A 21,152-nucleotide genomic window follows, 5' to 3' on the forward strand; every position below is an offset into this window, starting at 1 on the left:
TCATCCGACCGCCGCCTCCAGTTCCGCGTCGATCTTCGCCATCAGCCGCTCCTCCAGGTCGGGCAGCCCGATCTGCTGGACCAGCTCGCCGAAGAAGCCGCGCACCACCAGGCGGCGGGCGTCCTCGGTGTGGATGCCGCGGCTCATCAGGTAGAAGAGCTGCTCGTCGTCGAACCGGCCGGTCGCGGAGGCGTGTCCGGCGCCGACGATCTCGCCGGTCTCGATCTCCAGGTTCGGCACGGAATCGACCCGGGCGCCGTCGGTGAGGACGAGGTTGCGGTTCAGCTCGTAGGTGTCGGTGCCCTCGGCCGCGGCCCGGATCAGCACGTCGCCGATCCACACCGCGTGCGCGTCCTGGCCCTGGAGCGCGCCCTTGTACGCCACGTTCGACCGGCAGTGCGGCGTGTCGTGGTCGATGAACAGGCGGTGCTCCTGGTGCTGGCCGCGGTCGGTGAAGTACAGCCCGAACAGGTCGGCCTCACCGCCGGTGGCGCCGTAGACGACCCGCGGGTGCAGCCGGACCAGGTCCCCGCCGAAGGTGACGACGACGGACTTGAAGGCGGCGTCGCGGCCGATCAGCGCGGTGTGCTGGGCGGCGTGCACCGCGGTGTCGGCCCAGTCCTGCACGGACACCACGGTGAGCTTGGCGCCGTCGCCGACCAGGAACTCGACATTCGCCGCGAGCGTGGCGTCACCGGTGTGGTCCAGCACCACCACCGCCTCGGCGAACGCGCCGACCTCCACGACCTGGTGGCCGTAGGAGACGCCGCCCTCGCCGTGCACGGCGATCCGGACCGGCTCGGTGAGCACGGTGTCCTTGGGGACGCTGACCACCGACGCCTTCTCGAAGGCGCTGAACGCCTGGGCGGCGACCCGGTCGACGGGCTTGCCGGCCTTGCCGATCCGCGGGTCGGTGCGGTCCACGGTCTCCACGGTGACGCCCTCGGGCGCGGTCACCTCGACGCGCAGCGAGCCGGTCGCCTCCGCGGTGCCGTCGTGCAGGCCGCGCAGCCGGGCCAGCGGCGTGAAGCGCCATTCCTCCTCGCGCCCGGTCGGCACGGGGAAGTCGGCCACGTCGTACGACGGGGCGGCGCTGACCCGGGCGTCGGCGGGCTGCTCGGTCGGCTGCCCCACCGTGATGGCACCGTCCGTGGTGCTGCCCGCAGGGGTGTTCTCGGCCATAGCTGTACTGCTGCTCCTCGTTGGATGTGCTTCGATCGGGTGCGGTGGTGCCGGGGCGGCCCGGTCAGCCGACCGCGCCCTCCATCTGCAGCTCGATCAGCCGGTTGAGCTCCAGGGCGTACTCCATCGGCAGCTCCTTGGCGATCGGCTCGACGAAGCCGCGCACGATCATCGCCATCGCCTCGAACTCGGTCATGCCGCGGCTCATCAGGTAGAAGAGCTGGTCGTCGGAGACCTTGGAGACGGTCGCCTCGTGGCCCATCGACACGTCGTCCTCGCGCACGTCCACGTACGGGTACGTGTCGGAGCGGGAGACCGTGTCGACCAGCAGGGCGTCGCACAGCACGTTGGACTTCGCGCCGGTGGAGCCCTCGCCGATCTCGATCAGGCCGCGGTAGGAGGTGCGGCCGCCGCCGCGCGCCACCGACTTGGAGACGATGTTGGACGAGGTGTTCGGCGCCATGTGCACCATCTTGGCGCCGGCGTCCTGGTGCTGCCCCTCGCCGGCGAAGGCGATGGAGAGCGTCTCGCCCTTGGCGTGCTCGCCCATCAGGTAGACCGCGGGGTACTTCATGGTCACCTTGGAGCCGATGTTGCCGTCGATCCACTCCATGGTGGCGCCCTCGTAGGCGACGGCGCGCTTGGTGACCAGGTTGTAGACGTTGTTCGACCAGTTCTGGATGGTCGTGTAGCGGCAGCGGCCGCCCTTCTTGACGATGATCTCGACCACCGCGGAGTGCAGCGAGTCCGACTTGTAGATCGGCGCGGTGCAGCCCTCGACGTAGTGGACGTAGGCGTCCTCGTCGACGATGATCAGGGTCCGCTCGAACTGGCCCATGTTCTCGGTGTTGATCCGGAAGTACGCCTGGAGCGGGATCTCCACGTGCACGCCCTTCGGCACGTAGATGAAGGAGCCGCCGGACCACACCGCGGTGTTCAGCGAGGCGAACTTGTTGTCGCCGGCCGGGATGACGGTGCCGAAGTACTCCTGGAACAGCTCCGGGTGCTCCTTGAGCGCGGTGTCGGTGTCCAGGAAGATGACGCCCTGCTCCTCCAGGTCCTCGCGGATCTGGTGGTAGACGACCTCGGACTCGTACTGCGCGGCGACGCCGGCGACCAGGCGCTGCTTCTCCGCCTCGGGGATGCCGAGCTTGTCGTAGGTGTTCTTGATGTCCTCGGGCAGGTCCTCCCAGGACTCCGCCTGCTTCTCGGTGGACCGCACGAAGTACTTGATGTTGTCGAAGTCGATGCCCGTGAGGTCGCTGCCCCAGGTCGGCATGGGCTTCTTGCCGAACAGCCGCAGCCCCTTGAGCCGCATCTTCAGCATCCACTCCGGCTCGGACTTCTTCGCGGAGATGTCGCGGACGACCTCCTCCGAGAGGCCGCGCTTGGCGGCGGCGCCGGCGGTGTCGTTGTCCGCCCAGCCGTACTCGTAGGTGCCGATGCCTTCGAGCTCCGGGTGAGTGGTCTCCGTGGGAGCAGTCATGCGGGGTTCCTCCCGGACGTGCTGACTGGTGCGTGGTCGGTGCGTGCAGGTGCTGCGGATGGTGCGGGTGATGCGGGTGCCGCTGGTCGTGCGGGCGCCGGTGGCGCCGTTGGTGCGGGTGCTTCCGGTGTCTGCGCCGCCGACTCGTCGGCGGGGGCGGCGGACCGCCCCTGCTGGGCCTGCGGGATGAACGTGGTGCACACCCCGTCGCCGTGCGCGATGGTGGCGAGCCGCTGGACGTGCGTCCCGAGCAGGCGGGAGAAGACCTCGGCCTCCGCCTCGCAGAGCTGCGGGAACTGCTCGGCGGCATGGGCCACCGGGCAGTGGTGCTGGCACAGCTGCTCTCCCCCGACGCTCCGCCCGGGGGTGCCCCCGGCCGGGCCGGGCGCGCTCCGCGCCGTTGCAGCGTACCCGTCCGCGGTCAGTGCGCGGGCCAGGGCCTGCGCCCGCTCGCCGGGCGCGGCGGCGTCGAGCAGCTTGCGGTACCGCTCGGCCTGGGCGGCGACGCGGGCCCGCGCGAACGCGGTGACCGCGGCCTCGCCCTGCTCGCCGCCGCCCGCGGACTGGGCGATCCAGCCCAGCGCGTCCGCGGCGAGCTGGTCGTATGCCTGGTCGAAGGCGTCCCGGCCGCAGTCGGTGAGTGCGAAGACCTTCGCGGGGCGGCCGCGGCCGCGGCTGCCGTACACCCGCTGCTCGCGGGCCTCCACGATGTTCTCCGCGACGAGCGCGTCGAGGTGGCGGCGTACCGCCGCCTGGGTCAGGCCCAGCCGCTCGGCGAGGTCCGCGGCGGTGGAGGGCCCGTGGCCCAGGATGGAGCGGGCGACGCGGTTGCGGGTGCGCCGCTCACCGGTCGTCGGCTCCTCCGCCGCCCTGCGGGCAGCACCACCTACGTTTTTCACAACGCCATTGTTGCTTAATTCGCCGGGCCCGGGCAAGCTCACCCCCGCGCACCCACGGTGGGCTACGTCACTTAGGGTGACCTCACTTCCGGGCCGCCCCCGGCCGGATTCCGCCCTGCCGCCCACCCCGCTCCCCGCCCTCCCTAGACTCGTGGCCATGAGAAACGAGCCCGCGGTCGAGGTGACCGGTCTGGTCAAGCGGTACGGCGCCAAGACCGCGGTCGACGGCCTCGACCTGACCGTCCCGCGCGGCTCGGTGACCGCGGTGCTCGGCCCCAACGGCGCGGGCAAGACCACCACCGTCGAGGTCTGCGAGGGCTACCGCCGCCCCGACGGCGGCACCGCCCGCGTCCTCGGCCTGGACCCGGTCACCCAGGGCGCCGCACTGCGCCCGCGGATCGGCGTGATGCTCCAGTCCGGCGGCGTCTACCCCGGCGCCCACGCCGAGGAGATGCTGCGGCACGCCGCGGCCCTGCACGCCGACCCGGTGGACCCGGCCCTGCTCATCGAACGCCTCGGCCTGGACACCTGCGGACGCACCGCCTACCGCCGGCTGTCCGGCGGCCAGCAGCAGCGCCTGGCCCTGGCCATGGCCGTCGTCGGCCGCCCTGAACTCGTCTTCCTCGACGAGCCCACCGCGGGCCTCGACCCCCAGGCCCGCCACGCCACCTGGGACCTGGTCCGCGAGCTGCGCGCCGACGGCGTCAGCGTGGTCCTCACCACCCACTTCATGGACGAGGCCGAGCAGCTCGCCGACCAGGTCGCGATCATCGACGCCGGCCGCACCATCGCCGCCGGCACCCCCGAGGAGCTGTGCCGCGGGGGCGCCGAGAACACCCTGCGCTTCTCCGGCCGCCCCGCCCTCAACCTCGTCTCGCTCCTCAACGCCCTGCCCCCCGACACCCGCGCCGCCGAGCTGTCCCCCGGCTCCTACCGGATCGAGGGCGGCATCGACCCGCAACTGCTGGCCACCGTCGCCTCCTGGTGCGCCCAGCACGGCGTCATGCCCGACCACCTTGCGGTCGAGCGGCGCACCCTGGAGGACGTCTTCTTGGAACTGACCGGCAGGGAACTGCGGGCATGAGGGAGCTGCGGCCATGAGCGTCACCACCGACACCCCGCACGCCACCGGGGCGGGCGCGTTCGCGCCGGCACCCGGGGCGGCGCCGCTGGGGCGGATGATCCGGGCGCAGGCGCTGCTGGAGACGAAGATGCTGCTGCGCAACGGGGAGCAGCTGCTGCTGACCGTGGTGATCCCGGCGCTGCTGCTGGTGCTGTTCAGCTCGGTGGACATCGTGGACACCGGCCCGGGCAGGTCGGTGGACTTCCTCGCCCCGGGGGTGCTGGCGCTGGCGGTGCTGTCGACGGCGTTCACCGGGCAGGCGATCGCGACCGGCTTCGAGCGGCGGTACGGCGTGCTGAAGCGGCTGGGCGCCTCGCCGCTGCCGCGGTGGGCGCTGATGACGGCGAAGACCTGCTCGGTGCTGGTCACCGAGGCGCTCCAGGTGGTGCTGCTGGTGGTGATCGCCTTCGCGCTGGGCTGGTCCCCGCACGGCGATCCCGCGGCGGTGCTGCTGCTCCTGCTGCTGGGTACGGCCGCGTTCTCCGGGCTGGGGCTGCTCATGGCCGGCACGCTCAAGGCCGAGGCGACCCTGGCCGCCGCGAACCTGGTGTTCCTGCTGCTGCTGGTCGGCGGCGGGGTGATCGTGCCGATGGACAAGTTCTCCGGGCCGGTGCGGGACGTGCTGGAGCTGCTGCCGATCTCGGCGCTGTCGGACGGCCTGCGCGAGGTGCTCCGGCACGGCGCCGGGGTGCCCTGGTCCGATCTGGGCATCCTCGCGGTCTGGTCGGTGCTGGGCCTGGCGGCGGCGGGGCGCTGGTTCCGCTGGGAGTGAGCGGGCGCGCCATGGCGTGCCGGGGAGAGAGGGGCACGGCATGACGGCGCGGGCGGAACCACCCGGCGGCGGCGCGGGCGATGAGGGCGAAGGTGCGGGCAGGGACGCGGATTCCTCGGCGTGGGCGCCGTTGCGCCTGCCGACCTACCGCACCTTGTGGTGCGCCCAGCTGGGCTCGAACGTCGGCACCTGGATGCAGACCGTCGGCGCGCAGTGGATGCTCGTCCACCAGCCGAACGCCCCGACGCTGACCTCGCTGGTGCAGGCGGCCTCGCTGCTGCCGGTGCTGTTCCTGTCGCTTCCCGCGGGTGTCCTCGCCGACGTGCTGGACCGCCGACGGCTGCTGATCGCCCTGTCCGTGGCGATGGCGGCCGTGAGCACCGCGCTCGCGGTCCTCACCGCGGCCGGGCTGACCACGCCCACCGTGCTGATCGCCCTGGTGTTCCTGATGGGGTGCGGCAGCGCGTTGAGCGGCCCGGGCTGGCAGGCGATCCAGCCCGAACTGGTGCCGCGCGCGCAGATCCCGGCCGCGGCGGCACTGGGCAGCCTCAACGTCAACCTCGCGCGCGCGGTCGGCCCGGCCCTGGCCGGTGTGCTGGTCGCCGCGACCGGCACGGACGTCGTGTTCGGCATCAATGCCGCCTCGTTCCTGGGGGTGGTGGCCGCACTGGCGGTCTGGCACCGCGCGACGGCTCCCGCCGGGGGCGCCCCGGAGCGGATGCGGTCGGCGCTGTCCGCGGGCACCCGCTACGTCCGCAACGCGCCCGGGGTGCGGCGCGTGCTGCTGCGGGCCGCCCTGTTCGTGCTGCCGGCCTCCGCGCTGTGGGGCCTGCTGCCGGTGGTGTCCTCGCAGCGGCTGCACCAGGGCGCGGGCGGGTACGGGCTGCTGCTGGGTGCGCTGGGCGTGGGCGCGATCGCGGGGGCGGTGACCGTCAAGCGGGTTCGTGCGGCGCTGGACCGCAATGTGCTGCTCGCGCTGAGCAGTGCCGCGTTCGCGGCGGGCAGTGCCGTGGCGGCGCTGGTCACGCAGCCGGCCGTGGTGGCGCTGGTGCTGGTCATGACGGGCGCCGGGTGGCTGTACGCGCTGTCCACGCTCAACACGACACTCCAACTCGCCCTGCCGTCCTGGGTACGGGCCCGGGGGCTCGCGGTCTATCTGATGGTCTTCATGGGCGGCCAGGGCGTCGGCTCCCTGGTGTGGGGTCTGGTCGCGAACGCGACGAGCACCCGCGCCGCGCTGCTGGCCGCCACCGCGCTCCTGCTGCTGACCGCGGCCTCGCTGGCGGTGTGGCCGATGCACGCCCGCACCGGCACCTTCGACCGGGATGTCGTCGCGCCCTGGCCGGAGCCGATGCTCGCGTTCGACCGCACCGCCGACGACGCGGCCGACGGCCCCGTGCTGGTCGAGGTCACCTACGAGGTCCCGGTCGAGCGCCTGCCGGAGTTCCGTGCGGCCATGGCCGCCCTCGCCGTCTCCCGCCGCCGCACCGGCGCCTCGCACTGGTCGCTGTACCGGGACGCCGAGCAGCCCACCACCTGGGTGGAGGCGTTCCAGGTCCCCTCCTGGCAGGAGCACCTGCGCCAGCACGAGTCCCGCCTGACCGCGTACGACGCCGAACTGGCGGCCCGCGCCGGCGCGCTGTCCACCACCGGGCCCAGGGTCCGCCACCTGATCGCCCCAGTTGGCCGGGCCGGGGGCGCGGGCCCGCACCAGGCCGGCCGCGGCGGTCGACACGAGGGCGGACCCCCATGACGACGACCGTTGCGATCACGTATTGATCGCTTCCGGTCGGCTTAAGCAGGCCCTACCGGTCGGATAGGGTCGCGATCGCCGAGGAAGAGGGGGCGACGTGGTCAAGCCGGAAGCGTACGGGAGAGCCGCTGCCGCGGCCGGGCTGGGGGAAGTAGTCGCCGTGCACCCGCGGTACCGGCCGGTGACGCTGGCGATGCAGGCGTGGTTCGGCGGTGCGGCGCTGGGCATCGGCATGGGCGCCGGTGTGGCGGCCGGCACGTGGTGGCCCCTGGCAGTGGCCGTCGCCGCGGCGATCGCGGCGGGGATCGCGTACGGGCGCCTGGCGCCGGTACAGGGCCTGCAAGCAGTGCTGCTGTGCCAGGGCGGCCTGCTCCTCGCCGGCCAGGTCGGGCCCGACCGCGCCGTGTCGTGGGACGACGTCCGGGCCACCGAGTACACCCCGGAGGGCTACCGGGACGAGCGGCTGGGCGCAGCCCAGACCCGGACCACCCGTACGTACGAGCGCAGCCTGATCTGGGTGGAGGGGGCCGCCGTGCCGATCACGCTGCTACAGGTGCGGCGGATGGCCCGGCTGATCGAGGAGATCGACCACCGGCTCGTGCCGGCCCTCCAGGTCGATCTGGAGGAGGCGCTGCATGCCGAGGGGAGCGTGCGGCTGGACCGGGGACAACTCGCCATCACCCGAACCGGGCTGGTCCACGCCCCCGCGCACGGGCAGGGCGGAGAGTATGCGTGGCCGCAGGTGCGGTCGGTGAAGGCGTCCGGCCACGGCGAACTGGAGATCAAGGTGACGGGCCGGCCGCCCATCAGGCTCCGGCTGCTCAACGCCCGGGCGGTCGTGGAGTTCATGGACGAGCTCCGCTCGGCCCCCGGCGGCAGCTAGGGCCTGGCGTCCTGTCCCGTGAGGTCGATGACGACCTTGCCGTGGACGTGGCGTGCGGCCTGGAGTTCGACCGCGGCGCGGATCTGCTCGACCGGGAAGGCGGCCGCGAGGGGCACCCGGAGCTCGCCGGTGGCGACCAGGCGGGCGATCTCCTCCAGGGCGCCCGGGGCGGCGTCGGCCCCGTTCGCGGGGGTGATGCCGTCGACCTGTGCGGCGATGGTGGTGATGCGCGCGTCGGGAACGCCCAGTTCGCGCGCCGCCTGCACGACCTCGGTCCCGTAGAGGTCGACGGCTGCGGTGATGCCGCCGGGGGCCATGGCGCGCAGCCGGTCGGCCAGGCCCTCGCCGTAGGCGACCGGCTCGGCGCCGAGGCCGCGCAGGGCGTCGGCCGACGCCGCCGACCCCGTACCGATCACCCGTGCGCCCGCGCGGCGGGCGAGTTGGACGGCGAACACGCCGACCCCGCCGCCCGCGCCGCCGACGAGCAGCGTGTCGTCCGGGCCGGGCTCGACGACGGCGAGGGCCGCGGCGGCCGTGCAGCCCGCGATGGTGAGGGTGGCGGCGGTACGGTCGTCGACGCCGTCGGGGGTGCGGTGCGCGTCGCCGCCCACCGCGATGGCCCCCGCCGCGTCCACCACGATGTGGTCGGCGATCGCGCGGGACATGGCACCGCCGAACACCCGGTCGCCGACGGCGAACCCGCGTACGCCCTCGCCGACCTGGTCCACCACCCCGGCGTAGTCGGTGCCGAACCCGCACGGCAGGCTCAGGCCGAACCGGGCGGCGGTGTCCGCGTCGGAGGTCATGAACCAGTCCATCGGGTTCAGTCCGGCCGCGGTGACGCGCACCCGCAGCTGCCCCGGGCCCGCCTGCGGCGCGGGCACCTCGCGGAGGGTCAGCCGCTCGGGGCCGCCGAAGGACTCCAGCCGGACCGCCCTGCTCGCGGTCGCCGGTGAGGGGGTGCTCGGTTGTTCCATGCTCAGGGTCTCCTTTGACGGTGACGGTGACGGCGAGCGGGCGCGCCAGTAAACGGACTATGATCCGGTTACCCGCCCTCGCACCGTAGCACAACCGGAGCGTGATCCGTTTTGCCGACACCGCCAGAGACCCGCGAGCCCCGCGCGGACGCGGCCCGCAACCGCGCCCAGCTCCTCGACGTGGCCACCCGCGTCTTCGCCTCCGCCGACACCGACGCCGAACCGTCGATGCGCGCGATCGCCCGCGAGGCCGGGGTCGGCATCGCCACGCTCTACCGGCACTTCCCCACCCGCGAGTCCCTCGTCGACGCGGTCTACCGCGACCAGGTCGCGCGGCTCACCGACGGCGCCCGCGAACTGCTCGCCACCCTCCCCCCGCCCGAGGCGCTGCGCCGCTGGATGGACCTGTTCGGGGAGTGGATCGCGACCAAGAACGGCATGCTCGACACGCTGCTCGCGATGATCGAGTCCGGCGAGATCTCCCACGCCCGCACCCGCACCGAACTGCTCGCGGCCATCGACGAGATCCTCGACGCGGGCCGCGCCACCGGCGAACTGCGCACCGACGTCACCGCCGAGGACATCGCCGCCGCCCTCATCGGCGTCTTCACCGTGGCCCACCCCCCGACCCACCCCACCCGAGCAGCCCGCCTCCTCGACATCCTCACCCACGGCCTCCGCCCCACCCCGTGACGGACCGAACCACCCCGCGCCGCTCCGTGTCCGCAGGCCGCTCCCGCGTCATGCTGTCCGGACAGGACGAGGACGCGAGGCACGCCGGCCGGATCGCTCAGGGCGCGGATGACGGGAGGCAGTTCGCGAAGGTGGCGAAGTCGCGGGGCTGGGCGGGGGGGAGGGTGAGGAAGGCGGCCGGGGGGTGGGAGGCGAGGCGGCACATGTCGTAGCGGACGCAGGGGGGCGGGGTGGCGGGCGGGGTGGTGCGGTACTGGTGGGTGCCGACGAGCTGGCAGGAGTCGTAGCGGACGAGCGGCCCTGCGTCGGTGAGGGTGTAGCGGTGGGCGCGCAGGGCATCGGAGAAGGACCGGTACGCGTGCGCGGTGTCGTCGCAGTCGTTGAAGTGCACGGTGCCGCGGTTCCAGGCGCAGTCGATGACGACCACCGCGTCGTCGCGCAGCTCGAAGCGGATGTCCTCGGCGTGGAAGCGCTGCACCCCGTCGAAGTGGGCGGGGCGCGGAAAGCGGAAGAAGGCGCTCTCGTAGCCGTAGTCGGGGTGCGGGGTGGGGCGGCGGCCGGTGACGATGTAGCTGCCGGAGCGGCAGGTCACGGAGCCGCCGTAGGGGAACTCCAGGAAGTTGCCCCACTCGTAGGTGACGTTCATGTCGGTGAACCAGTAGTTGAGGAACTGGTCCTGCTGCTTCACGTCGGTCGAGTGCAGCGACATCCCGGCGTACAGGAACGCCTTGCGGTAGGCGCCGCCGACCCGGCACGCCTCCCACCGCATCTCGGAGTTGGTGTTGCTCCCGTCGAGCGCGACGCCGTACTCCCACTCCCCCATCCACTCGCACTGCGAGAAGCGGTAGTTGGCCGCGCCGCCGGTGGAGTAGGAGTAGAAGAAGGAGGCGCCCGGGGTGCCGGAGGTGAAGCGCAAACCCTCGAACGAGATGTTCTGCCAGGTATCGTTGTTGCGGCACAGGTAGCTGCCGCCGTCGGGCCCTTCGACGGTCGCGGGCGCGAAGACGATCTCGCTGATCCGCAGCCCGGCGCCCACGTAGCGCAGCCCGTTCCTGCGGTGGGAGGGCGAGTCGGCGGCGAGCAGCGCACCGGGCCGGGTGACCCGGTACCGGCCGGGCGGCACCAGGATCACGGTGCGGCCGGTCCCGCCTGCGGCCCGCTTCTCGGCGTACGCGTAGGCCGCCTCGAACGCGGCGCTGTCGTCGGTGGTGCCGTCGCCCTTGGCGCCGAAGTCGGCCACCACGTCGGCGTACCCGGGGTGCTCCCGGGAGGCCGCCCCGGCCGCGGGCGCGTCCCACGCCCCGCTCGCCCAGGCCGCCGTGCCGGTCCCGGCCAGTGCCGCCGCCGCGCCCCCGTACAGCAGCCGCCTGCGGTTGACGGTGTCACGGTGCTCCCCGGCCATCCGGGCCCCCTCCCCCATCGGTCCCACCCACGATGCTAGGGGTACAAGGCCCGGCTTGCGGGGCTTTTCCCGGGATGTACGGCCCACCTCGCACCCCTCGTGAATCCGTGCACAAAGGGTGCGCCTACCATGGCTGCGTGCCGAAGCTGCCCGACATCGTGCGAAACCCGCTCGCCTTCATCGCCGCCCGGTGGACGCCCCGCCCCGCACTGGTGCGCCGCGCCGTGCTCGCGGCGCTGGTGATGTCCGTGGTGATCGTGATCACCGGCGGCGCGGTCCGGGTCACGGCCTCCGGCCTGGGCTGCCCCACCTGGCCGACGTGCAGCGGCGACAGCCTGCTCGGCACCAGCGAGATGGGCGTCCACCACGCCATCGAGATCAGCAACCGCATGCTGACGTACGTGCTGTGCGCCACCGTCGGCTGGGCGATCATCGCGATCCGCGCGCAGGCACCGCTGCGGCGCGGCCCGTACCGGCTGGCGTGGGCCCAGTTCTGGGTGGTCGTCTTCAACGCCGTGTGGGGCGGGCTGACGGTGCTCACCAAGCTCAACCCGTACGTCGTCTCCTTGCACTTCCTGCTGTCCGCGGCCCTGATCACGGTGGCGGCGCTCACCTGGCTGCGCATGCGCGAGGGCGACGCCTCGCCCCGCCCGCTGGTCGGCAAGCCGGTACGGCAGCTCGGGCAGCTGCTCACCGCCGCCTCCGCGGTCCTCATCGTGGTCGGCACCCTGGTCAGCGGGGCCGGCCCGCACCCCGGGGAGTCCAGCGGCGCGTACAAGGTGCGGCGGATCGACGTGGACTGGAAGACGATCGCGCAACTGCACGCGGACTTCGCGTGGGTGGTGGTCGGCCTGACCGTCGCCCTGTGGTTCGTGCTGCGCGCCGTCGACGCGCCGGTCGGCCCCCAGCACCGCGTCCGCGACCTGTTCCTGGTGCTGATGGGGCAGGGCGTCATCGGCTACGTCCAGTACTTCACGCACCTGCCGGCGGCCCTGGTGGACCTGCACATGTTCGGGGCGTGCCTGGTGTGGATCGCGGTCCTGCGGGTGCTGCTCTCCTTCCGCGAACGCCCCTTCGCCGAGCCCGGCGAGACGGTGCCCGCGGCCGCGCAGGCGCCGAAGTCGGCGGCGTCCGGCATCTCGGCGTGACCGGGGGCGGCAGTTCGGCCTGACCGGGGCGCCCCGCCCGGCGGCCCCTCACCCGAACGGGAACAGCCGCCGCGCGTTGCCCGCCGCCACCAGGGACGCCACATGGCAGCCGTCCGCGGCCGACCACTCCCCCGAGGCGACCCGCACCGCCACCGCCCGCCCCAGCTCCGCCAGGAACCCCTTCGCCGCCGTCACGGCCAGCTCCGGCAGCCCGCCCGCGCCGCTCGCGTAGAGCACCTTGCCGAAGGGGGTCCGCCCGAGCGCCGCGGCCGGGTCCCGGCCGATGCCCACGTAGACGTGCGGGAGTTCGGCCGCGAGATCGGCGGCCGCCGCCTCATGGGGCCCGCCCGGCAGCAGGACGACCTCGGTACCCAGCCCCGCGGTGGCCCGCAGGAACTGCCCGGCGGCCGACGGCCCGCGCCCGCCGGCTCCGTACCGCAGCAGCAGCGGCAGCCCGGTCGCCACGGCGTGCCACCGGATGTGCCGCAGCAGCACCGGGTGGTCGGGCCGGGCCCCCACCGTACGGGCGGACAGCCACGCCACCGCCGCCTGCCGCACCTCCGCCGGCCCGGGCGGCCCTGCGTCCGCGCCGCCCGCGTCCAGCCCGGCGGGCCCGGCGGTCCCGTCCCCGCAGCAGGAGAAGCCCGCCGCGCCGACCGCGGCGCCGTGCACCGCCTCCGCGAGGTTCGCCAGAAACGCGCCGACCGTGCCGGAGGTGTCCGCGACCTGCTGGGCGAGCGGTTCGAGCCGCACCGTCTCCCGTACGGGCACGCCCGCGGCCGCCGCGAGGTCCTTCGGCGAGGTCAGCTCCGCGCACTCCCCGGTGTCCAGGACGTACGCCGCGATCCCGGCGCCGCGCAGCAGCCGCCGCGTCGCCTCGTAGGCGCCCAGCTCGCGGCGCCGGGCGAGGTAGCGGGCCGGCGCGCAGTGGGCCTCCAGCCCCAGCAGCGGCGGGCACCAGCGGCGCAGCGCGAACCCGGTGGGGCTGTCGAAGAGCGTGGTGCCCGGGGCGGCGGCACCCGGCAGCCGCGCCTCGAAGGAGCCGAGGCCCAGATCGCCCGGGTACACCCCGTGGCAGTGCGCGTCCACCAGGTGTGCCTGCGCCGCGCCGGCCATCGCCCGCACCCCGTCCCGTCCGACGTCCACGGACCCGACCAGGCCCCGGCCCCCGCACGCGCCGCCACCGGGGGCGGCCCGCACAGGGCCTAACGACCTGGGGGGTGATAGGGAGCGGACCCGTCGGACGGGCAGACCGCGGGCCCGGAGCGCCGCCGGACGGCGGAACACCCTGGGACAACCCGGCGCGGGGCCGTACGGGCAGGGGCGCCGTCAGCCGCCCGCGCGCCCGCCGAGCTGGATGCCGGCCATCCGGGACCACTCGTACGGCCCTGTCCGCACCTTCGCGGCCAACTCCCCGTCGAACGCCTCGTGGACGGTCGCCCCCGACGCGTCCACGGCCCGCCGCGCCAGCTCGTACTCCGGCGCGACCAGGTCGCCCCACGCGCCGTCCTCGCCCACCAGCACGATGCGGGCACCGCGCTCGCCGAGGTACGCGACCTGCGCCTGTGTGCCGCCGTGGGCCCGCCCGAACGCCTGGATCTCCCTGGTCAGCCGCCGCACGCGCCGCTCGGCCCGGGGGTCGTTGTCCACCTTGCTCTCAGCCATACCCCCACCCTACTTACCGGTAACCCGGGTGCGGAAGGAGCCGGAAGGAGCGAGGCCGGCGGAAGCGAGGCCCGGCGGGGATCGGCCAAGGGGTCCGATCCCCGCCGGGCGGACCGGCCGGGCGACGGTTCCGCCGAACCATCGACCGGCCGGGGTCTGCCAGGCGCGCCGACTCAGCCCAGGCCCACCGAGAACACGTGCAGGTTCCCGTTGACCGGCAGCGTCACGCTCGCCACCTGCTTGCCGTCCGGCACCGCGAACGGCGTGGTGGCGAAGACGTACGCGGGCGCGCCGTCGCCACCGGACTGGTTGCGGTGGTCGGTGGTGGCCACCACGGTGTTCCCCAGCACCGGCGTCGAGCCGCCGCCGGGCTTGACCCAGTCGCCGAAGGACAGGTCGGCCTGCGCCGTGCTGCCGTCGGTGAACGTCACCTGGGCGGTGGCCTGCTGGTCCCCGTTGGTCGCCGAGCCCACGAACAGCAGGCGGGTGGCGTCCTTGGCGCTGTCCCCGAGCCGGATGGTCTGGCCGTCGGCAACCGCGTTGTCCGGGCGCCCCACCGGCGCGTCGGGCCACACGAACGACGTCCCCGCCACCTGCACCCGGGCGCCGCCGTCCAGACCGGCCGCGGCCAGCGCCTCGCGGGAGTAGCTGCTGCCGCTGCCGTCGAGGTCCCCGGCGGCGTGGTCGCTGTCCGGTGTGGCGCCGGTGTTGTCGTAGTCCGCGGCCAGGCTGTCCTTCGCCGCCACCAGCACGATCGCGCTGAGCTGCACCGGATCGACCCCGGCGCCGTTGCCGCGCACGGTCAGCGGCACCTCGTAGTAGCCGTCCGCGGTGCCCGCGGCCGCCGTGACCGCCAGTTTCACGGTGCCGGTGCCGGTCTTCCGGTCCAGCGCGACGGAGGTGGCGGCGGGGGTGACGCTCAGGCCCTTGGGCGGCGAGGCGCTGACCGAAAGGGAGCCCTGGTGTCCGGCCAGCCGCTGCACGTGGACGGTCAGGTCCGCGGCGGACCCGCCGGCCGCCACCACCGACTGGTTCGGGGTCGCGGTGGCGAGGAAGTCGCGCTCGCCGGTGCGGTAGGAGGGCGAGGCGTCGCCCGACGAGGCGGCCCAGTGCGTGTCGGGGGTGGTGGACAGAGTGAAGTCCAGCCTCCCGCCGCTGAAGACCACTGACGACGGCAGGTAGGTGCGCTCCCAGGAGTGCCCGTCGAGCGTGAGGTTACGGACGTAAGGCGCGTCGTCCGCCGCCTGGGGCGCGCGGATGTCCAGGTCCTTGGCCTTGCCCGGCAGGTCCAGCACCACGCGCTGGAACATCGGGCTGTGCACGGTGAGGTCGGCCGTGCCCGGTGTCGCGGGGTACAGGCCGAGCGCCGCCCACACGTACCAGGAGGACTGCGCCCCCAGGTCGTCGTTGCCGGGCTCGCCGTCGGGCGTCGGGCTGAAGAGCGTGGTGGCGATCTCCCGCACCGTCTTCTGCGTCTTCCACGGCTGGCCGACCTGGTTGTAGACCCACGGCACACCGAAGTCGATCTCGTTGCCGGCCCACATGTAGGGCGCGTTGGGGCCCACGTTGAGCTGGGAGAAGAAGGTGTCGAGGCGGTCGGCGGCCGCGCTCTGGCCGCCCATCGAGGCGATCAGGCCCGCCATGTCCTGCGGGACCAGCCAGTTGTACTGGGCGGCGTTGCCCTCGTCGTAGCCCTCTTGGCCGAACTGGCCGTCCGAGGGGGTCTGGAAGCCGGTCTCGTCCGGGAAGCGGCCGTCCTCGCCGCGCGGTTCGAGGTAGCCGCTCGCCGGGTCGAGGATGTTCTGCCAGTTCTGGCCGCGCCGGGTGAAGGTCTTCGCCACGGTGTTCTGCCCGGCGGCCTTGGCGAGTTGCGCGATCGAGAAGTCGTCGATCGCCCACTCCAGGGTCTCCGAGGCGCCGACGTGCCCGTGGTCGCCCTTGGCGGCGTCGTCGTTGGGCGCGTAGCCGCGCGCGACGTACTCCTGGACGCCGGGCCGCTCCTGGTAGGCGCCCGGGGTGGAGTCCACCGTGGTCGCGCCCTTGACCAGGTACTTCAGCGCCGTCTTCAGGTCGAAGTCGCGCGCCCCGTACGCGTACAGGTTCGCGATCAGGGGCACCGAGTTGTCGCCGGTCATCTGGCCGGTGTACGCGTTCGCCAGCGGCCAGCGCGGCCACCAGCCGCCCTGCTCCGCGTCGTTGACCAGCGACTGGGCCATGTCACTGGCCTGCTGCGGGAAGAGCATCGCCTGGAGCGGGGCCAGCGAGCGGTAGGTGTCCCAGTCGGAGAAGTTCGTGTACTGGGCGTGGCCCTTGGCCAGGGTGCGCACCTTGCCGTCGAAGCCGATGTAGCGGCCGTCGGCGTCGTTGAAGGTGTTCGGGTGCATCAGCGAGTGGTAGAGCGCGGTGTAGAAGGTCTTCAGCTCGTCGGTGTCCTTGCCCGCGACCCGCACCTTGCCCAGCATCTGCGACCACGCGTCGCGGGTCTGCTGGTGCAGCGCGTCCAGGTCCCAGCCGGGCACCTCCGCGGCCATGTTGGCCTCCGCGCCGGCCACCGACACGTACGACATCGAGACCTTGGCCCGCACCGTGCGGCTGCCGCCGTCGCCGAAGGTCAGGTAGGCACCGGCACCGGCGGCGCTTGCGGAGTCGCCGCCCGCGGTCACCGTCTTGCCGTCCCAGGTGCCGTGCGCGGTGAAGGGCTGGTCGAAGGTGATCGCGTAGTAGACGGTGTACTCGTTGCCCTTGCCGCAGAAGTCGCCGGTGGTCGCCGAACCGGTGACCTCGCGGTCGCCGACCACCTGCACGTCCGCGCTCTTGTCGCCGTTGAGGCTGCCGCCGGCCTTGACCAGCAGCTGCGCGGCTGCGGAGCCCGCGGGGAAGGTGAAGGCCGCCAGGCCGGTCCGGGTCGACGCGGTCAGCTCGGCGCGCACGCCCGACGCGTCGAGGTTCACCGCGTAGTAGCCGGGCTCGGCCGTCTCGCCGGTGTGCGTGAAGTGCTCCGTGAGGTTCCACGGCGCGCTGCCGACGCTGCCGGTGATCGGCAGGATCGGCACGTCGCCGAAGGCCCGGCAGCCGACGGAGGCGTGGTCCAGGCTGAAGCCGCGGATCTGGTCGTCGTGGTACTGGTAGCCGGCGTACGAGCCGGAGGTGTCCGGCGAGAACTGCATCATCCCGAACGGCGTGGACGGCCCGGGGAAGTCGTTGATCTCGCCGACGGTGGAACCGCCGCGGCCGGTGCCGATGAGCGGGTCCACATAGCTCGCCGGATCGGACACCAGCGTGGACGCCGAGGTGGATGACAACGTTGTCTGATTGTTGGACAACGTTGTCACATTCGCCGAAGCCGTACCGGCGGCCACGAGCGTCGCCACCGCGGCGAGTGCTGCCGCGAACGTGCCACGCAGCATGCGCGGTCTTCTCACACGTACCTCCCCAAGGGCTCCCCGATGAGACCAGCACATCTTGGGGGCTGGCGACGCGCAAAGCAACAGTCCTGCCGGGACCGGCAGGTGAAGCCTCGTCAGCGTCCTGGGATGCCGCCGCGCGGGGGCGCCGGTGGGGGCGGCGCCCGCCGGCGCGATCCGTGGACGGTCGCCGAGAGCCCGCTCACCGGGGTGGCGCACCGCGAACGCCGTCGCGGCGTCCCCCAGGAGCGCTTCGGGTCCCTCGGCCCACCCCGGGCCGGGCGCCCGGCACCGGGACCTCGGCGGCGGGGCACGGGGAGGCCCCCGCCGGGACCGGGCCAAAGCTCCAGGGGCCTACCGGCCGGGCGGGGATCTGCCAGAGGCGGGCTAGTGGAGGAAGGGGTCGATGGCGACGGCGACGAAGAGCAGCGTGGCGTAGGTGATGGACCAGTGGAAGAGCCGCATCTCCTTGAGCTTCGCGCCCATGACGCCGGCCTTGGCGCGGGCGTGCAGGCCGTGCGCCTCCTTCAGCCAGAACGCGCCGAGCAGGCCCGCGACCACCGGGTAGAACCATGAGGTGTCGCCCAGCGGCCACCACAGGGTGAGCGAGGTGAGCACCATGACCCAGCTGTAGAGGACGATCTGCCGGGCGACCACCTGGTTGCCCGCGACGACCGGCAGCATCGGCACGCCGACCCGCGCGTAGTCGTCCTTGACCTTCATCGACAGCGGCCAGTAGTGCGGCGGGGTCCAGAAGAACAGGACCAGGAAGAGCACGAAGGGCGCCCAGCCGAGTTCGTTGCGCACGGCCGACCATCCGATGAACACCTGGAGGCAGCCCGCGACACCCCCCCACACGATGTTCTGCGCGGTACGGCGCTTGAGCCACAGCGTGTAGACGAAGACGTAGTACAGGATCGCGGCCAGCGACAGCGCCGCCGAGAGCGGGTTGACCAGCAGCGCGAACCACGCGGTGGACACCGCCGACAGCGCGACGCCGAAGACCAGCGCCTCGCGCGGCGAGACCATCCCCGTCACCAGCGGGCGCTGTTCGGTGCGGTGCATCAGCGCGTCGATGTCGCGGTCGATGTACATGTTCAGCGCGTTGGCGCCGCCCGCGGACAGGTAGCCGCCGACCACGGTCGCCACCACCCGCCACAGGCTGGGCACTCCGCCGGCTGCCAGGAACATCACCGGAACGGTCGTGATGAGCAGCAGTTCGATGATGCGCGGCTTGGTCAGCTCCACGAACGCCATGACCCGGGCGCGCGGCGGCCGGTGCCCGGAGTTCGCCGGTCCCGGGTCCGTCCCGATGACCCCGGCGGGTCGGGAATCGACGGCTGTCACGAACACCCCACGAGAGATGAGACCAGCAGGTCCCGGCTGCCTACCGGCCGCGATGCGGCGGCGGACCACGGTCCCTGCGCGTACCACGCCACTCTAGACGTAGGGAACACCCGGCTTTCCGCCGGGGGTGCCCGCGCCGCCGGGCGTGTCCCGCGCGCTCCGGCCCCGCCCGGCCGCCACCGGGAACGGAGTTGTCCACAGAAGCAGCAGCGTGGTCGAAGGCTCGTACGGCTGCGGCGGTAGGCTCGACAACGTCGGGTAGGCACCAGTCACCGGCGCTTTTCAACTTTTGTGTGGAGAGGAGCCCTGACCCAGGGTGAGCAAGCAGCCGACGACCACAGACCTCGAGTGGACCGATCTGGACGAGCGGGCCGTGGACACCGCCCGTGTCCTGGCCATGGATGCCGTGCAGAAGGTCGGGAACGGCCATCCGGGCACGGCGATGAGCCTGGCCCCCGCGGCCTACCTGCTGTTCCAGAAGATCATGCGGCACGACCCGGCGAACGCGGACTGGACCGGCCGCGACCGCTTCGTGCTGTCCGCGGGCCACTCCAGCATGACCCTCTACACGCAGCTCTACCTCGCCGGTTACGGCCTGGAGCTGGCCGACCTGGAGGCCCTGCGCACCTGGGGCTCCAAGACCCCCGGCCACCCGGAGTACGGCCACACCCGCGGGGTGGAGACCACCACCGGCCCGCTCGGCCAGGGCGTGGCCAACGCGGTGGGCATGGCCATGGCCGCGCGGTACGAGCGGGGGCTGTTCGACCCGGACGCCGCGCCGGGCACCTCCCCCTTCGACCACACCGTCTGGGCGATCGCCGGCGACGGCTGCCTCCAGGAGGGCATCTCCGCCGAGGCGTCCTCGATGGCCGGCCACCAGAAGCTCGGCAACCTGGTGCTGCTGTGGGACGACAACCACATCTCCATCGAGGGCGACACCGAGACGGCCGTCTCCGAGGACACCGTCAAGCGGTACGAGGCGTACGGCTGGCACGTCCAGCGCGTGGCCCCGAAGGAGAACGGCGACCTCGACGTGCACGCGCTGCACGCCGCGCTGGTCGCGGCCAAGGCCGAGACGGAGCGGCCGTCGTTCGTCGCGGTCCGCTCGATCATCGGCTGGCCCGCGCCGAACAAGCAGAACACCGGCGCCGCGCACGGCTCGGCCCTCGGCGAGGACGAGGTGCGCGCCACCAAGGAGGTGCTGGGCTTTGACCCGGAGCAGCACTTCGAGGTGTCCGACGCGGTGATCACGCACACCCGCGCGGTCGGCGACCGCGGCCGGGACGCGCGGGCGCAGTGGGAGAAGTCGTTCGCCGCCTGGCGCACCGCGAACCCGCAGCGCGCCGAGCTGTTCGACCGCGTCGCCGCGGCCGAGCTGCCGGCGGGCTGGCAGGACCGGCTGCCGGAGTTCGAGGTCGGCGCCTCGCTGGCCACGCGTGCCGCCTCCGGCAAGGTCCTGGAGGCGCTGGGCGAGGTCATCCCCGAGCTGTGGGGCGGTTCCGCGGACCTCGCGGGGTCGAACAACACCACCATCGACAAGAACTCGTCGTTCCTCCCGGCCGGCAACCCGCTGCCGGGCGCCGACCCGTACGGCCGGACCGTGCACTTCGGTATCCGCGAGCACTCCATGGCCGCGGAGATGAACGGCATCACGCTGCACGGCAACACCCGTGTCTACGGCGGCACGTTCCTCGTCTTCTCCGACTACATGCGCAACGCGGTGCGGCTGTCCGCGCTGATGCACCTGCCGGTGACGTACGTGTGGACGCACGACTCGATCGGTGTCGGCGAGGACGGACCGACGCACCAGCCGGTCGAGCACCTGGCCTCGCTGCGCGCCATCCCGGGGCTGAACGTGGTGCGCCCCGCTGATGCCAACGAGACGGCGATCGCCTGGCGCGAGATCCAGCAGCGCTGGACGAAGGAGATCGGCAAGGGCGCCCCGCACGGCCTGGCGCTGACCCGGCAGGGCGTGCCGACCTACCCGGTGCACGAGGACACCGCCCGGGGCGGTTACGTGATGTTCGAGGCCGAGGGCGGCCCGGCGCAGGTGATCCTGATCGGCACCGGCTCCGAGGTGCAGCTCGCGGTGGGCGCGCGCGAGGAGCTCCAGGCCGCGGGCATCCCGACCCGGGTGGTCTCGATGCCGTGCGTGGAGTGGTTCGAGGAGCAGGACGAGGCGTACCGCGAGAGCGTGCTGCCGTCCTCGGTGAAGGCGCGGGTCGCGGTCGAGGCCGGGATCGCCCTCACCTGGTACCGGTACGTCGGGGACGCCGGCCGGATCGTCAGCATCGAGCACTACGGCGCCTCGGCCGACGGAAAGCTGCTCTTCCGCGAGTTCGGTTTCACCGCCGAGGCCGTCGCCGCCGCGGCACGGGAATCTCTGGCCGCCGCAGACCGCTGACGCTCGTACACAAC

16 protein-coding genes are annotated in these 21,152 nt (G+C 73.1%); 7 read left to right on the top strand and 9 right to left on the bottom strand.

Annotated elements, in window-relative coordinates:
• The 3 genes from sufD to WA788_RS08440 all read right to left on the bottom strand — a co-directional run bounded on the left by sufD (window position 1) and on the right by WA788_RS08440 (window position 3,567).
• The gene (gene sufD / locus WA788_RS08430; RefSeq protein ID WP_335973453.1) at window positions 1-1,182 is read right to left on the bottom strand and encodes a Fe-S cluster assembly protein SufD; all 1,182 of its coding nucleotides are present in this window, start codon (window positions 1,180-1,182) and stop codon (window positions 1-3) included.
• Window positions 1,183-1,246: 64 nt separating this feature from the next.
• Window positions 1,247-2,668 (bottom strand): Fe-S cluster assembly protein SufB, encoded by a 1,422-nt coding sequence (gene sufB / locus WA788_RS08435; protein WP_335973457.1) that lies wholly within the window; start codon window positions 2,666-2,668, stop codon window positions 1,247-1,249.
• Window positions 2,665-3,567, bottom strand: coding sequence for a helix-turn-helix transcriptional regulator (locus WA788_RS08440; RefSeq protein WP_335973461.1), 903 nt, complete (start codon window positions 3,565-3,567; stop codon window positions 2,665-2,667). The genes sufB and WA788_RS08440 overlap by 4 nt, the downstream gene beginning before the upstream one ends.
• Window positions 3,568-3,724: 157 nt before the next feature.
• Here WA788_RS08440 and WA788_RS08445 point away from each other — a divergent pair, with 157 nt between their 5' ends.
• The 4 genes from WA788_RS08445 (at window position 3,725) to WA788_RS08460 (ending at window position 8,098) form a co-directional block, all read left to right on the top strand.
• On the top strand, window positions 3,725-4,651 hold the full coding sequence (locus WA788_RS08445; protein ID WP_335973465.1) for an ABC transporter ATP-binding protein: 927 nt from the start codon (window positions 3,725-3,727) through the stop codon (window positions 4,649-4,651).
• 13 nt (window positions 4,652-4,664) lie between these two features.
• Window positions 4,665-5,462, top strand: a complete 798-nt coding sequence (locus tag WA788_RS08450; RefSeq protein ID WP_335973467.1) for an ABC transporter permease — start codon at window positions 4,665-4,667, stop codon at window positions 5,460-5,462.
• 40 nt (window positions 5,463-5,502) lie between these two features.
• Window positions 5,503-7,215 (top strand): MFS transporter, encoded by a 1,713-nt coding sequence (locus WA788_RS08455; protein WP_335973470.1) that lies wholly within the window; start codon window positions 5,503-5,505, stop codon window positions 7,213-7,215.
• A 97-nt stretch (window positions 7,216-7,312) separates the two neighbouring features.
• Window positions 7,313-8,098, top strand: coding sequence for a hypothetical protein (locus WA788_RS08460; RefSeq protein WP_335973472.1), 786 nt, complete (start codon window positions 7,313-7,315; stop codon window positions 8,096-8,098).
• On the opposite strand, the gene WA788_RS08465 is transcribed toward WA788_RS08460, so the two are convergent.
• Window positions 8,095-9,075: an NADP-dependent oxidoreductase gene (locus tag WA788_RS08465; protein ID WP_335973474.1), complete on the bottom strand. Its 981-nt coding sequence runs from the start codon at window positions 9,073-9,075 to the stop codon at window positions 8,095-8,097. The two genes, WA788_RS08460 and WA788_RS08465, sit on opposite strands and share 4 nt — an antisense overlap.
• A 111-nt stretch (window positions 9,076-9,186) precedes the next feature.
• Here WA788_RS08465 and WA788_RS08470 point away from each other — a divergent pair, with 111 nt between their 5' ends.
• A complete protein-coding gene (locus WA788_RS08470) occupies window positions 9,187-9,768 on the top strand; it encodes a TetR/AcrR family transcriptional regulator (RefSeq protein ID WP_335973479.1) in 582 nt (193 codons plus the stop codon).
• A gap of 97 nt (window positions 9,769-9,865) precedes the next feature.
• Here WA788_RS08470 and WA788_RS08475 read toward each other — a convergent pair whose 3' ends face one another.
• On the bottom strand, window positions 9,866-11,170 hold the full coding sequence (locus WA788_RS08475) for a glycosyl hydrolase family 28-related protein (protein ID WP_335973482.1): 1,305 nt from the start codon (window positions 11,168-11,170) through the stop codon (window positions 9,866-9,868).
• Between the two features lie 74 nt (window positions 11,171-11,244).
• Here WA788_RS08475 and WA788_RS08480 point away from each other — a divergent pair, with 74 nt between their 5' ends.
• The gene (locus tag WA788_RS08480) at window positions 11,245-12,318 is read left to right on the top strand and encodes a COX15/CtaA family protein (protein WP_443033993.1); all 1,074 of its coding nucleotides are present in this window, start codon (window positions 11,245-11,247) and stop codon (window positions 12,316-12,318) included.
• 48 nt (window positions 12,319-12,366) lie between these two features.
• On the opposite strand, the gene WA788_RS08485 is transcribed toward WA788_RS08480, so the two are convergent.
• The 4 genes from WA788_RS08485 to WA788_RS08500 all read right to left on the bottom strand — a co-directional run bounded on the left by WA788_RS08485 (window position 12,367) and on the right by WA788_RS08500 (window position 18,734).
• On the bottom strand, window positions 12,367-13,434 hold the full coding sequence (locus WA788_RS08485; RefSeq protein WP_335974145.1) for an amidohydrolase: 1,068 nt from the start codon (window positions 13,432-13,434) through the stop codon (window positions 12,367-12,369).
• A gap of 213 nt (window positions 13,435-13,647) precedes the next feature.
• Window positions 13,648-13,983 carry a hypothetical protein gene (locus WA788_RS08490; protein ID WP_335973489.1) on the bottom strand — a complete coding sequence of 112 codons (336 nt, stop codon included), beginning with the start codon at window positions 13,981-13,983 and terminating at the stop codon, window positions 13,648-13,650.
• 173 nt (window positions 13,984-14,156) lie between these two features.
• Window positions 14,157-17,285 carry a GH92 family glycosyl hydrolase gene (locus tag WA788_RS08495; RefSeq protein WP_335973490.1) on the bottom strand — a complete coding sequence of 1,043 codons (3,129 nt, stop codon included), beginning with the start codon at window positions 17,283-17,285 and terminating at the stop codon, window positions 14,157-14,159.
• Between the two features lie 489 nt (window positions 17,286-17,774).
• Window positions 17,775-18,734 (bottom strand): heme o synthase, encoded by a 960-nt coding sequence (locus WA788_RS08500; protein ID WP_335973494.1) that lies wholly within the window; start codon window positions 18,732-18,734, stop codon window positions 17,775-17,777.
• A gap of 316 nt (window positions 18,735-19,050) precedes the next feature.
• Between WA788_RS08500 and tkt the strand changes: the two genes are divergently transcribed.
• Window positions 19,051-21,138 (top strand): transketolase, encoded by a 2,088-nt coding sequence (tkt, locus tag WA788_RS08505; RefSeq protein ID WP_335973498.1) that lies wholly within the window; start codon window positions 19,051-19,053, stop codon window positions 21,136-21,138.
• Window positions 21,139-21,152 lie beyond the last annotated feature (14 nt).

Source organism: Streptomyces sp. CA2R106, assembly GCF_037034245.1.
In the GTDB taxonomy this organism is placed as follows: domain Bacteria; phylum Actinomycetota; class Actinomycetes; order Streptomycetales; family Streptomycetaceae; genus Actinacidiphila.

What these genes read in the sequence shown, in the direction of transcription:
- sufB (WP_335973457.1), bottom strand. Translation starts at nt 2,668, where the DNA reads ATGACTGCTCCCACGGAGACCACTCACCCGGAGCTCGAAGGCATCGGC.
- WA788_RS08480 (WP_443033993.1), top strand. Translation starts at nt 11,245, where the DNA reads ATGTACGGCCCACCTCGCACCCCTCGTGAATCCGTGCACAAAGGGTGC.
- WA788_RS08490 (WP_335973489.1), bottom strand. Translation starts at nt 13,983, where the DNA reads ATGGCTGAGAGCAAGGTGGACAACGACCCCCGGGCCGAGCGGCGCGTG.
- WA788_RS08445 (WP_335973465.1), top strand. Translation starts at nt 3,725, where the DNA reads ATGAGAAACGAGCCCGCGGTCGAGGTGACCGGTCTGGTCAAGCGGTAC.
- WA788_RS08475 (WP_335973482.1), bottom strand. Translation starts at nt 11,170, where the DNA reads ATGGCCGGGGAGCACCGTGACACCGTCAACCGCAGGCGGCTGCTGTAC.
- WA788_RS08455 (WP_335973470.1), top strand. Translation starts at nt 5,503, where the DNA reads ATGACGGCGCGGGCGGAACCACCCGGCGGCGGCGCGGGCGATGAGGGC.
- WA788_RS08450 (WP_335973467.1), top strand. Translation starts at nt 4,665, where the DNA reads ATGAGCGTCACCACCGACACCCCGCACGCCACCGGGGCGGGCGCGTTC.
- sufD (WP_335973453.1), bottom strand. Translation starts at nt 1,182, where the DNA reads ATGGCCGAGAACACCCCTGCGGGCAGCACCACGGACGGTGCCATCACG.
- WA788_RS08485 (WP_335974145.1), bottom strand. Translation starts at nt 13,434, where the DNA reads ATGGCCGGCGCGGCGCAGGCACACCTGGTGGACGCGCACTGCCACGGG.
- WA788_RS08465 (WP_335973474.1), bottom strand. Translation starts at nt 9,075, where the DNA reads ATGGAACAACCGAGCACCCCCTCACCGGCGACCGCGAGCAGGGCGGTC.